This is a genomic window from Nucisporomicrobium flavum, from assembly GCF_016464385.1.
Classification (GTDB): Bacteria; Actinomycetota; Actinomycetes; order Mycobacteriales; family Micromonosporaceae; genus Actinoplanes; species Actinoplanes flavus_A.
On the sequence record NZ_JADMLH010000005.1, the window covers coordinates 181,473 to 193,525 of the forward strand.

The window sequence follows — 12,053 nt, forward strand, 5'->3', positions numbered from 1 at the left end:
GATCCGGCGAAAACAGCGGTGAACCGTCAGGACGTCCTGTTCCACAACCTAACCGACGGCCCGGCCGGTGCCAATACTCACGATTGTTCGCGGGTATTCATTCACCCTTCGGCATGCCGTTCTGCGCATATATGAAAGATGCTGGTGAATGCATGTGCCGATGATCGGCCAGAAATGGAGTCACCATTTCCGTGGCCCGCCGGCGCCCGCGCTCAGCGCCCCCGGCCGCGTGCCGATAGGACCTGTGAGGGGAACGGGGGTCGGCGTGGCGCGTCTGCTGGTGGTCGACAACGAACCGGACATCTGCGCCCTCATCGCGCGGTATCTCGTGCGGGCCGGGCACGAGGTGATCTGCGCGCACGACAGCGCCACCGCGCTGGCCGAGGTGGCCCTGCACGGGCCGCCGGACGCCGCCGTGCTCGACGTCGACATGCCGGCCGTGGACGGCTTCGAGCTGCTCGAGCGGCTGCGCGCCGACCACCCCGACCTGGCCGCCCTCTTCCTGACCGTGCTGTGGCACGGCAACGTGCTGGCCCGGATCGCCGGCCTCGACGCCGCGTACGTGGCCAAGCCGTTCACGCCCGGGGCATTGTGCTCCGCGGTGGACGAACTGCTCGCCCGGAGAGGCGGGGCGTCGCGGCAGTCGGAGACGGCACGATGAGCCTCCCCGCCTCACTGCTGCGGACCGCCGGCTTCGCCGCGCTGTACCTGCTCGCCACGTGGCTGGGCCGGCAGACCATCATGGATGGCACCAACCTCAGCCTGGTCTGGCCCGCGGCCGGCATCTCGGCGGTGTGGTTCCTGGCCCAGCGCCGGTCGCGCTGGCGGGCCCTCGACGTGCTGGCCCTGGCCGTGGTCACGGTGGTGGTGAACACCGCGACCGGCGCGCCGCCCGCGCTCGCTGCGAGCTTCGTGGTGGCCAACCTCGTGCAGGCGGAGCTGTTCGGCGTGCTGTTCCGGCAGTGGCTGCCCCATGTCTGGGGCGGCGGCGGCAGCCTGCCGATGAGCCGCCTGCCGGAGCTGTGGCGCCTGATCGCGGCGGCGTTCGTGGCCACCGCCGCCGGGGCGATGATCGGCCCGACGGCGGCCTGGCTGGTCAACGGCGTCTACTCACCCGCGTCGACGGCGGTGTGGCTGACCCGCAACACCGTCAGCATCCTGCTCATCGGCACCGTCGGGCTGCGGCTGGGCTACGCCGTACGCCGGTGGCACGCCGAACATGCCGGCCTCCGGGCGGTGCTGCGCGCCGAGCTGGGGAGCCTGAACCTCCGGCGGGCGCTGGAGTACACCACCGTCGTCGTGGTCTCGGCGCTGACGTACACCGTGGCGTTCGGCTTCAACCACGGGCTGCCGCTGGCCTTCCCGCTGCTCGCGATGACGGTGTGGGCCGGGCTGCGGCTGCGGACCGGGTTCGTGATCCTGCACGACCTGACGTTCGGGTCCGCCGCCGTGCTGTTCACGCTGCACGGCGCGGGGCCCTTCGCGCAGGTCCACGACAACGCCCTGCGGGCGCTGATCGCCCAGGCCTTCGTGGGGATGGTGGCCGTGGTGGGGCTCGCGCTGGCGCTCGGGCGCGACGAGCGGGACCGGCTCCTCGCCGACCTGCGGGCCTCCGAGCAGGCGGCCGCCGAGCAGGCCATCGTGCTCGCCACGATCGTCGACGGCATGGCCGAGGGACTCGCGGTGATGGACGCCCAGGGCCGGCTCATCCTGCGCAACCCGGCCAGCGGGCGGATGTTCGGCGGGCTGGCGAGCACCACGGACCACATGGCCGGCACCGAGCACTACGGCCTGTTCCACCCCGACGGGCGCATCATCGCCGCCGAGGAACTGCCGTTCCAGCGCGCCCTGCGCACCGGGGAGCCGCACAGCATGGACATGGTGGTGCGCAACCCGGCCGTGCCGGAGGGCCGCATCCTGCACGTGGCGGCCACGCCGCTGCCGCACCCGATCAACGGCGAGCCGTGCGCGGTGAGCATCTTCAGCGACGTCACCGCCGAGCGGCGGCACCGCGACGAGCTCGCGTCCTTCGCCGGGGTGGTGGCCCACGACCTGCTCAACCCGCTGGCCACCGTGGAGGGCTGGTCCGACGCCGGCATGACGGCCCTCGACGAGGCGCCCGAGCACCCGGCCGTCGACGACGCCCGGGACGGGCTGCGCCGGATCCGGCGCGCCGGCATACGGATGCGGAACCTCATCAACGACCTGCTGGCGTACACGACCGCCCGGGACGCGGCGCTGGCGCCGGTGGACGTCTCGCTGACCACCCTGGTGGCGGAGCTGACCACGGCCCGCGTCGACCAGGCGGAGAGCGGCGGCAGCCCGGTGCCGCGGTTCCGCGCCGACCACCTGCCGCCCGTGCACGCCGACCCGGTCCTGGTCCGCCAGGTGCTGGACAACCTCATCAGCAACGCGATCAAGTACACCGCCCCCGGCACCACGCCCGAGGTCACCATCGCCGCGGCCGCGGAGCCCGGCAGCCGGGTCCGGGTGGAGGTCCGCGACAACGGCATCGGCATCCCGGCCGGGCAGCACGGCCGCGTCTTCGACAACTTCCACCGCGCGCACCCGGCGGCCGGCTACACGGGCACCGGCCTCGGTCTGGGCATCTGCCGGCGGATCGTGGAACGCCACGGCGGCACGATCGCCGCCGAGCCGAATCCCGGCGGCCGGGGCACGTGCATCACATTCACCCTGCCGGCGGCCGTCTCGGTGCCCGCCGCGGACCAGCGGCACGCCCCGGTCTGAGCCTCACCGCCCGGTACGCGCCCGGCGGGTCTCGCGCTCGTTGGCCTTGCCGATCGCGTCGACGAGCTCCGGCTTGGTCATCCGGGACCGGCCGCGTACGCCCAGCCGCCGCGCCACGTCCAGCAGGTGCTGCTTGCTCGCGTTGGCGTCCACCCCGCCCGCGGTGGGCGCGTCGGTGTCCCGCCCGCCGGCCGCCCGCTCGTCGCTGGGCCCCTTCTCCGCCTTGGGCTCCCAGTGGTCGCCGACCTTCTCGAACGAGTGCTTCACCGCCGAGAACGCGGTGCGGTGGGCGCGTTCGCCCTCGCCGTACTGCTCGACCGCCGAGTCGTGGGTCGCGGCCCAGGTGTCCTGGGCCTTGCGGGGTGAGCGCTTGAGCGTACTCGGCATCTCGTCGCGTGCCGGCATGGCCACCTCCCTGACGACGGCTGTCGCCCGGGTGTGCCCGCGCCCGGCGCGCCGCAAACGAGACGACGGCCCCTCCGTGCGGAGGGGCCGGTCGCCGACTCGACCGGGCGCGGGGATCGGCTGCCGCACACACCCGGGCGGTGTGATGATCACTTTGCCGCCCGGCGGTGACCTCAAACCGGATCAACGGGATTCCACCGTCCGAGCGGGATGAATCCTCGGAGGTCCCGGTGGCCGAACGGTCACATCTGGGGTGCACGTGCCCCGGCGGCATTGCCCGGCACCGGAGGCCGTTCGTACGTTGTCGCCATGGATCTCGAGACTCACGGCCGCGAGCACGTCGCGTCGGCGGCCCACCTGGCCCTCGCGCAGTGGTGGGCGCGGCTCGGCGGGCACGGCGCCGCCGCCCTGCGGGTGCTGCCCGGGCTGGCGGCCGAGGTCGACCAGCACATCGCCGAGGTGCGCGAGCAGCTCACCGACGGGCGCGGCGGCGGCCTGCACCCGGTGACGCTGGCCGCGTACGCCGACGGGGTCGCCGACGTGGCCACCCGGCGGGGCTGGTCGCCGCTGCACACCCCCGCCGACGGCTGGGCGCGGGCGCCGTGGCCGTCCGTACGCCTGCTCGCGGTCTGCCTGCTGGCCGGCGCACCCGCGTAACCCTTCCGGACACGGCTGCGGGCCCGCGGAGAAATCCGCGGGCCCGCGTTGCTCTGCCGTGCCGGACCGTCAGGAACGGGCGTCGCTGAACGCGCGCCTGCTCTGCTCCTGGGCGTCCTGCGCCGACGACTGAGCCTGCTGCTTGGTCGTCTGCGCGGCGTCCTGCGCGGTCTCCTTGAGCTGGCCCACGGCCTGCTGCACCGAGCCGGACATGTCGTCCTTCATCTCGGTGGCGACCTCCTTGACCTTGTCGGTCAGGTCGCCGCTGTGCTCCTTGAGCTGCGCACCGGCGCGCTTCTCGGCGTCGGTGGCCGGGATCAGCGTCGCGGCCAGCATGCCCACGCCGAACGCGATGATGCCGGCGGCCAGCGGGTTGCCCTGCGTCTGCTGGGTCACCGCCTGCGGGGCGCTGCGCACCGAGTCGGCCACGCCGTGCGCCTTGTCGGAGACCTGGCTGCCCAGCTCCGACGCCTTGTCGCCCAGCTGGGAAGCCTTGTCCTGCACCGTGCCCGCCGCGGAGTGCGCGGCGTCGGACGTGCTGTGCCGGGCGTGTTCGGTCGTACCCATGACCTTCTCCTTCACCGCGGTCCAGCGCCGCTGAGCGACCTGCTTGGGGCTGGTCTTCTCGGCCAGCATGTCCACGTCGCGCGTCAGCGAGGCGCGCGTCTGCTCGATCTGCTGCCTCAGCCGGTCGGGTTCTTCAGCCATTGCGCGTCCTCCTTGATCGTGTCGACGGTGCGGCGGGGCATGGGGTCGACGGTCTTGAGCTTCTTGCGGCCGTTCAGGAACAGCACCGCGCCGGCGGCGCCCCACAGGGCGGCGACGATGAGCGCGGCCCAGCCCGGGTCCATCACGTTGCTCAGGGCCGCCACGAGGGCGAAGCTGAGCAGCACGATGACCATGTAGCCGGCGAACGCGGCGCCGCTGAGCATGCCGGCGGCCTTGCCCGCCTTGGTGGCCTCCTGCTTCAGCTCGGCCTTCGCGAGCTCCACCTCCTGGCGGAACAGCTGCGACAGGTCGTTGCTGATGTTGCCGATCAGCTCGCCGATCGACGTCTCCGCCACCTCCTCGCGGTGGCCGGGACGGTTCGCGGTGGTCGTCATCGGGTGCCTCCCGGCAGGTCGGTCCGGTAGCCCTCGTCGGCGACGACCGGCGTACCGGTGCCGGTGGAGGCGTACGTGGAGCCGTACACCGCCGTGTCGGCCGTGGTGGCGCCGATGTCGTACGCGTCCGCCGGGGTGTAGCCGGTGGTCCCGTACGCCTCCGTGGTCCCGTAGGTCCCGGTGGTCGCGGTGGTCCCGTAGGCCGGGGTGTCCTCGGCGCGGGAGACGAACGAGTCGCCGGCGGGCTTGCCCGCGGTGTCGTCGGCCTTCATCACGCCCTTGCCCAGCCGCCCGACCACGAAGCCGGCCGCCAGCGCGCTCGCGAGGAACGCGCCGGGACGCCGCCGGGCGAAGTCGCTGACCTCGCGCAGCACGCCCTCGGGGCCGTTGCGGTCCAGGTAGTCGGCGAACTGCCGGCCGCTGTCGGCCACCCGGGCCACCACGGTCGCGGCGGGCGAGTCCTGCCGGTCCCCGCGCATCTCGTCGAGGTGGTCGGCGGTCTCGCGGATCGTGGTCACCAGCTTGTCGTGCTGCGTACGGGCCTGCTCGCCGACCCGGTCGCGCACCTCGGCGGCGACCGTGCGGGCCTGCGAGGCGGCCTCGGCCGCAACGCGCTGTGCCTGGTCCTTCGCGGTACCGGCGACCTCGCCGGCCGCCTGCCCCGCCGCCTCGGCGCTCTGCCCCGCCACCTGTCTGGCCGCGGAGGTCTCCTGCGCGTGGGCGCCGCCGGACGCGTACATGCCTGCGCGTGGATCGGTCATATCCAGCCTCCTGAGCATGATCGGCTCTCTGTCGCGATCTCGTCTACCCGCGTTTGACCAGGGACAATCCCACCGGGCCGGACTTTTCGATCGGCCACCGACGGGGTATCGGGTTCCTTCTCGCCCGGCGCGGCCCGCAGGACCGGCCTAGGATCTCCCCGGACTGATCGGAGGCACGATGGATCGCATCGCCGACATCTGGGGGCCACGGACCCCGCACCCCCGCGGCACGGTCTGGCCGGCGCGCGTCGACCAGTACCTCGCCGACGGCATCACCGAGAGTGACGTCGACCGATGGGTGCTCAGCGCCTGCCTGCTCTGCAGCAACGGCTGCGGCTGCGACATCGCCGTCAAGGACGGGCGCATGGTGGGCGTCCGCGGCCGGGCCACCGACGTCGTCAACCATGGCCGGCTCGGCCCCAAGGGCCTGTACGGCAGCACCGCCTGGGCGCACTCCCCCGACCGGCTCACCCGCCCGCTCGTGCGTGAGAACGGCGAGCTCGTCGAGACCGACTGGGACACGGCGATGGCCCGCGTCACCGAGGTCTCCCGGCGGCTGCTGGACGAGAAGGGCCCGCTGTCGCACGGCTTCTACACCAGCGGGCAGCTGTTCCTGGAGGAGTACTACACGCTGGCCGTCATCGGCAAAGCCGGCATCGGCACGCCGCACATGGACGGCAACACGCGGCTGTGCACCGCGACGGCCGCCGCGTCGTTCAAGGAGTCGTTCGGCGCGGACGGGCAGCCCGGGTCGTACACCGACATCGAGCACTGCGACGCGATCTTCCTGTACGGCCACAACATGGCCGAGACGCAGACGGTGCTCTGGTCGCGGATCCTCGACCGGACCCGGGCCGCCGACCCGCCGGTGATCGTGTGCGTGGACCCCCGCCGTACGCCCGTCGCGGCCGAGGCGGAACGCACCGGCGGCGTGCACCTGGCCCCGCGGGTCGGCACCAACCTCGCTCTGATGAACGGGCTGACCCGGGAGCTGTTCGCCAACGGCTGGGTCGACGAGGAGTGGGTCGCCCGGCACACGCTCGGCGTGGACGACCTGCGCGCGGTGGTGGAGCCGTACACCCCGGACGAGGTGGCGCGGATCTGCGGGGTGGACGCGGACGACCTGCGCAGGGCGGCCCGCATCTTCGGGACCAGCGGTGCGGTGCTCTCCACCGTGCTGCAGGGCTTCTACCAGTCGCACCAGGCCACCGCGTCGGCCGTCGCCGTGCACAACCTGCACCTGCTGCGCGGGCTGATCGGCCGCCCGGGCTCGGGCATCCTGCAGATGAACGGGCAGCCCACCGCGCAGAACAACCGGGAGACCGGCGCGGACGGCGACCTGCCCGGCTTCCGCAACTGGGACAACGAGACGCACATCCGCGAGCTGGCCGGGCTGTGGAACGTCGACCCGCTGACGATCCCGCACTGGGCCCCGCCGACGCACGCCATGCAGATCATGAGCTACGCCGAGGAGGGCTCGATCGGGTTCCTCTGGATCTCGGCGACCAACCCCGCGGTGTCCATGCCGGAGTCGGCCCGCATCCGCCGGATTCTCAGCGGCGACCGGTGTTTCGTGGTGGTGCAGGACCTCTTCCTGACCGAGACCGCCCGGCTGGCCGACGTGGTGCTGCCCGCCGCCGGGTGGGGCGAGAAGACCGGGACCTTCACCAACGTCAACCGTACGGTGCACCTGTCCGAGCAGGCCGTGGAGCCGCCCGGCGAGGCCCGCAGCGACCTCGACATCTTCCTGGCGTACGCGAGGGCCATGGACTTCCGGGACGCCGCGGGTGAGCCGCTGATCCGCTGGCGCACCGCCGAGGAGGCCTTCGAGGCGTGGCGCGAGGCGAGCCGGGGCCGCCCGGTCGACTACACCGGGCTGTCGTACGCGAAGCTGCGCGGCCCGACCGGCATCCCGTGGCCGGTGAACGAGGACGCCCCGGAGGGCACCGACCGGCTCTACACCGACGCGGTGTTCCCGACGGCCACCGACTACTGCGAGACGTACGGCCACGACCTGCTGACCGGCGCGTCCGTGACCGAGCAGGAGCACCGGGCGCTGCGGCCCGACGGGCGCGCGTTTCTCAAGGGCGCGGCGTGGACACCGCCGCACGAGGAGACCAGCGACGAGTATCCGCTGCTCTACACCACCGGCCGGACGGTCTACCAGTTCCACACCCGGACCAAGACGAGCCGGTCCCGGTCGCTGAACGACGCCGCGCCGGAGTCCTGGGTGGAGCTCTCCCCCGCCGACGCCGCCGGGCTGGGCATCGCCGAGGGCGACCTCGTGCGGGTGGAGTCGCCCCGCGGGTCCATCGAGGTGAAGGCCCGCGTCGGGCAGGTCATGCCGGGTGCGGTGTTCGCGCCGTTCCACTACGGCTCGGCGGGCGACGATCCGCCGGGGCAGGCCAACGAGCTGACCATGACGGTGTGGGACCCGGTGTCCAAGCAGCCGTACTTCAAGACCGCCGCGTGCCGGGTGACGAAGCTGCGCGACGGCGACGGGCCGGCCCCCGCACCCACCACGGCCGGGTCCGCGCCGGCCGATGCCGGAGTGCCGCCGACCGAGGGTGGCGCAGCCACGACGAGCCGGTCGGTGCCCACGCCGGCGTACCCGAACGACCCGGGAGTGTCCTGATGCAGCTCGCGATCTATCTGGCGCTCGCGCACCGCGCCGAGCAGACCCTCGCGGACTCGTTCCGGGTCGTGGGCGAGGGCCACGCCCAGCAACCCGATGTGCTGTTCACCTGCCGCACGCTGGCCGGGATGAGCGATGACCACGTCCGCCGGCTGGCGCCGATCGTGCGACGCTACGGCGAGCGCGACGACGCGGACGCCGACGAGCCCGAGCGCCTGCATGCCGCCGGCCTCGCCGAGGTGCGCTCGGGCCCGGTCGGCCTCCTGCGCGACCTGCAGGACCTGCACGTGCTGGGCACGCTCGTGCAGACCACGTGGACCGTCGTCGCTCAGGCCGCGCAGGGCCTGCGCGACCGTGATCTGCTGGAGCTCGCGCAGCACGCCAACGGCGAGACGTCCCGGCAGCTGTCGTGGCTCAACACGCGGATGAAGCAGGCCGCCCCGCAGGCCCTGGTCGTGGCGGAATGACCGGGCCCGGCGACGTCGGGCGGCTGCGCCGCTGGGAGGACTCCGGCGCCACCTGGGAGGTGCTCACCCGCGGCCCGGACGGGGTCGTCATCGCGCTGCTCAGCTGTGACGCGGGCGAGGAGATGGACCGCCTCGCCTCTGCGGACCCGGAGCTGCTGGACTACGTCGGCGAGCGTCGCCGCAGCGACGAATGACGAAGGGCCGCACCCGTCGGGTGCGGCCCTTGCATTCCTGTCCGGTCACTTGAGCCAGGGGAGGCGCTTGACGATCGCCAGGCGGCCCCACAGCCGGCCCAGGCCGAGCGTGTCACCGGCCGAGGTGAGAGCGATCAGCACCAGCACGCCGGCGTAGACCAGGTGGTCGTCCATGAAGGGGTTGTTCTCCGGGGGGAGCACCGCGGTCCACATCATGACCAGGAGCAGGCTGCCCGCCACCGCGGCGACGCGCAGGCCGATGCCGAGGATGAGCGCGGTGCCGATCGCGGCGAGGCCGAGCATGAACATCCAGTCGGCCCAGGCCGCGCCGGCGATGTTGTGGTAGAAGCCCTCGAACGGGCCGCTGACGGCCTTGCCGAGGAAGCCCTTGGTGGGGCTGCCGCCGTCGATCCAGGCGCCCTTCGCGGGGGTGGCCATGCCGAGGCCGAAGAGCTTGTCGATGAAGGCCCAGAGGAAGATCCAGCCGAGCGCCAGGCGCAGCCCCGCGAGGGTGTAGCGGGCGGCCTTGCGGCGGGTGGTCTCGGTGACCGTGGCACCGGTCGCGCCGATCGACACCTTGGTGCCGTTGATCTCGGTGCTGATGGTGCTGGGGGCTTCGGCGTGCGGGACGGCGGTCATGGCGTCCACGTCCTTCCTGGTTCGTCGTGGCACACCTATTCCATCCCGCCGCCGCATCGGAGATCAGTGCCGCGGGACCCCACCGCGCCGGGACCTTGGGCCCCCGCCGGCGGGACCCCTGCCACGCCCGCTCAGCTCACCGTCAGCCCGGTCTTCGCCCGCTCGTACGCGGGCAGCATCCCCTCGAACTCCTCGCTGTCGAGCGTGCCCAGCTCCACCACGATCGCGCCGGCCGTGGTGCGTACGGCGAAGGCCCGGCGCTTGACGTGCTCCTCGAGCAGCTCCTGGTACTGCTCGAACGACACCTCCACGGCGTCCTGCCCACCGGCGGTGAAGGACGTGTACTCGATCTTGCGGGTCTTCTTCCCGGCGACGAGGGGTTGCAGCGCGGCCTTGGGATCGCCGCCCTTCGGATCCGACCAGACGCGCAGGAAGCCCAGGTGCCCGGCGGGCTTGGCGTCGATCTCGCAGACCATCCGCAGGGAACCCTTGCGGGCCAGCTCCGCGAGCGGGTCGCCGTCGTCCACCTGCACCGCCTTGGGCTTCCACTTCGGCGCGACGGGGAACGTCACCGGCAGCTCGCACGCGCTGCCCTTCGCACCGACCGCGCCGCCGGCCACCGCACCGGGCTTCGCGGAGGAGCCGGCGCCGGGCTCCCCGTCGGGGCAGTACTGCTCGAGCTTGCCGAGGGTGGCCTGGAAGCCCTTGGTGCCGGCGTCGGCGTCCGGCGCGGCGGCCACCTTGTCGGCCTCCGCGGCGATCTCCCGCAGCACCGCGGCCAGGCCCGGGTCGGTGGCCCGGGCGGCGTGCGCCTCGAGATCGTCGCCGAGCTTGCCGAACGTGTCCTGGTAGATGCGGGTGAGGTCGGCCTCGCTGGGCTCGCCGTCCTTGGCGGCGGCGCCGAGCTTGGAGAACAGGCCGACCACGACGTCCCGGGCCGCCTTGCCGCCGGAGGCGCAGATCTCGGCGGTGTTACCGGCGGCCGACGCCGTGGTGGAGGTTGCCGGCGCCGCCGCGCCACCGTCGCCGGTGCCACAGGCGCCGGTCAGCAGGACCAGGCCGAGACCGGCAGCCGCAGTGGACAGATGTATACGTCTCATCACAAGGCGAGGACTGTACGGGGAAACGGGCCGTCGCACTGTCCCGTCCGATGCGAGGATCACGCGATGCGCCGTACCGCCTCCGTCATCGCCGCCCTCACCGGCGCGGGCGTGCTGTTCGCCTGCGGCAGCAGTCCACAGTCCGGCCGTACGGGGCTCGGCAGTGTTCCGGCCGCCGACCTCGGGTTCGTGCGTCACGCCGATGCGGTGCAGTGGCCGTCCGCATCGGACTTCGTACCGCCCGGGCACGGCCTGCGTCTGCTCCTGCCTGTCGGGGACTGCGCCCGCGCGATCGGCGACTACCAGAACGGATACCGGGCCGTCACCGCGAACTGGATCGGCGAGCCCGCCTGCGACCGGCTGCGCCTCGACCCGGCGCCGGACGGCACGACGAGGGGTGGTGACGGGCCGCCCGACGCGGTCAACGGCTGGCGCGGCGGCGGCATCAGCGCGCAGGCGGCCGTGGTGGAACGCGACGGGTCGATCCTCGCCGCGGACGACGCCGGGCTCGCCCGCTACCGGGGGGAGGTGCGGCAGGAGCTCGCCCGGGCGGACCTGTCCACCGCCGGGCTCGAGGGGCAGGGGTCGCGCAGCCTCGTCCGCGGCATGGCGGTGACGAGGAGCGGCCGGATCGTCGTCGACGCGGGGATGAGCACGAAGGACGGGTACGCGCCGGTGGTGCTGCGCTCCGACGACCACGGGGCGTCGCTGCGCCCCGTACCGTTGCCGTCCGATCCGGGTCTTGACGGGCCGGAACGGTCCGTGCGGCAGGTGATCAGCGTGCTCGCCGCCGACGGCGACACCGTGGTGGCGCTGGGGTCCGGGTTCCCCCGCACCAGCGCCTGGCGCTCCACCGACGGCGGCCGCACCTGGTCGGTCTCCGCCGTGACGGGCCTGCCACCGCAATTGATGCTCACCCGGCTGGTGCACGCCGGTGGGCGGTGGGTCGCGCTCGGCGGCGTGGAACGCTCCGAGCAGGGCGCCCAGGACGACACGTACGTCCTGACGAGTACCGACGGGCGCACCTGGCGGCCCGGCGCCACCGGCGGGCTGGGGGCGGGCCGGGCGCAGGACGTCACGGTCGACCGTTCCGGGGAGCTGATCGTGGTGGGGGTGATCGACGACTCCCGCCCGGTCGAGGCGGGCAAGCGCGCCGACTCCTGCGGCGTGGTCTGGATCGGCGACGGCGTCCGGGCGTGGAAGCGCGGCGAGCTGGGCTGCGGTGAGGCGCCGCCGCAGGCCGTGACGACGCTGCGGGACGGGCGCGTGCTGATCGCCGGCAACCGCGATCTGTGGCTGCGGGCGGCGGGCGTGCCGGGCGCGGCCTGAACGCCACGCCCGGCA

13 protein-coding genes are annotated in these 12,053 nt (G+C 73.3%); 7 read left to right on the plus strand and 6 right to left on the minus strand.

Translation table 11 applies throughout. The features are described 5' to 3' along the window. The first annotated feature begins 265 nt into the window (after positions 1-265). A complete protein-coding gene (locus tag IT780_RS14815) occupies positions 266-661 on the plus strand; it encodes a response regulator transcription factor (protein ID WP_199512114.1) in 396 nt (131 codons plus the stop codon). After that, positions 658-2,748: a sensor histidine kinase gene (locus IT780_RS14820; RefSeq protein ID WP_199512115.1), complete on the plus strand. Its 2,091-nt coding sequence runs from the start codon at positions 658-660 to the stop codon at positions 2,746-2,748. Before IT780_RS14815 ends, IT780_RS14820 begins: the two co-directional genes overlap by 4 nt. 3 nt (positions 2,749-2,751) lie before the next feature. On the opposite strand, the gene IT780_RS14825 is transcribed toward IT780_RS14820, so the two are convergent. Next, a complete protein-coding gene (locus IT780_RS14825) occupies positions 2,752-3,153 on the minus strand; it encodes a ChaB family protein (RefSeq protein ID WP_199512116.1) in 402 nt (133 codons plus the stop codon). A gap of 309 nt (positions 3,154-3,462) precedes the next feature. On the opposite strand from IT780_RS14825, the gene IT780_RS14830 reads away from it, so the two are divergent. Then, positions 3,463-3,810 carry a DUF6401 family natural product biosynthesis protein gene (locus tag IT780_RS14830; protein WP_233412854.1) on the plus strand — a complete coding sequence of 116 codons (348 nt, stop codon included), beginning with the start codon at positions 3,463-3,465 and terminating at the stop codon, positions 3,808-3,810. A 69-nt stretch (positions 3,811-3,879) separates the two neighbouring features. Here the strand turns inward: IT780_RS14830 and IT780_RS14835 are convergent, their stop codons facing one another. From IT780_RS14835 to IT780_RS14845, 3 genes are read right to left on the minus strand one after another with little or no spacing between them, the layout of a single operon-like run. Beyond that, on the minus strand, positions 3,880-4,518 hold the full coding sequence (locus IT780_RS14835; RefSeq protein WP_199512117.1) for a DUF3618 domain-containing protein: 639 nt from the start codon (positions 4,516-4,518) through the stop codon (positions 3,880-3,882). Continuing rightward, positions 4,494-4,913 carry a phage holin family protein gene (locus tag IT780_RS14840; RefSeq protein WP_199512118.1) on the minus strand — a complete coding sequence of 140 codons (420 nt, stop codon included), beginning with the start codon at positions 4,911-4,913 and terminating at the stop codon, positions 4,494-4,496. The genes IT780_RS14835 and IT780_RS14840 overlap by 25 nt, the downstream gene beginning before the upstream one ends. Continuing rightward, entirely contained in the window at positions 4,910-5,674 is a 765-nt protein-coding gene (locus IT780_RS14845; protein WP_233412855.1) for a hypothetical protein, read from the minus strand. Before IT780_RS14845 ends, IT780_RS14840 begins: the two co-directional genes overlap by 4 nt. Before the next feature lie 178 nt (positions 5,675-5,852). On the opposite strand from IT780_RS14845, the gene IT780_RS14850 reads away from it, so the two are divergent. The 3 genes from IT780_RS14850 to IT780_RS14860 are packed head-to-tail and all read left to right on the plus strand — an operon-like array spanning position 5,853 to position 8,970. Beyond that, positions 5,853-8,309 (plus strand): molybdopterin oxidoreductase family protein, encoded by a 2,457-nt coding sequence (locus IT780_RS14850; protein ID WP_199512119.1) that lies wholly within the window; start codon positions 5,853-5,855, stop codon positions 8,307-8,309. After that, positions 8,309-8,776 (plus strand): hypothetical protein, encoded by a 468-nt coding sequence (locus tag IT780_RS14855; RefSeq protein WP_199512120.1) that lies wholly within the window; start codon positions 8,309-8,311, stop codon positions 8,774-8,776. Before IT780_RS14850 ends, IT780_RS14855 begins: the two co-directional genes overlap by 1 nt. Next, positions 8,773-8,970 carry a hypothetical protein gene (locus IT780_RS14860; RefSeq protein WP_199512121.1) on the plus strand — a complete coding sequence of 66 codons (198 nt, stop codon included), beginning with the start codon at positions 8,773-8,775 and terminating at the stop codon, positions 8,968-8,970. Before IT780_RS14855 ends, IT780_RS14860 begins: the two co-directional genes overlap by 4 nt. A 45-nt stretch (positions 8,971-9,015) precedes the next feature. Here the strand turns inward: IT780_RS14860 and IT780_RS14865 are convergent, their stop codons facing one another. Together IT780_RS14865 and IT780_RS14870 are read right to left on the minus strand one after the other, a co-directional pair. Further along, positions 9,016-9,642, minus strand: coding sequence for a DoxX family protein (locus IT780_RS14865; RefSeq protein ID WP_307831195.1), 627 nt, complete (start codon positions 9,640-9,642; stop codon positions 9,016-9,018). A gap of 98 nt (positions 9,643-9,740) precedes the next feature. Beyond that, positions 9,741-10,709, minus strand: coding sequence for a lipoprotein (locus IT780_RS14870; protein ID WP_199512122.1), 969 nt, complete (start codon positions 10,707-10,709; stop codon positions 9,741-9,743). A 66-nt stretch (positions 10,710-10,775) separates the two neighbouring features. Between IT780_RS14870 and IT780_RS14875 the strand changes: the two genes are divergently transcribed. Next, a complete protein-coding gene (locus tag IT780_RS14875; RefSeq protein ID WP_199512123.1) occupies positions 10,776-12,038 on the plus strand; it encodes a WD40/YVTN/BNR-like repeat-containing protein in 1,263 nt (420 codons plus the stop codon). Positions 12,039-12,053: the final 15 nt, after the last annotated feature.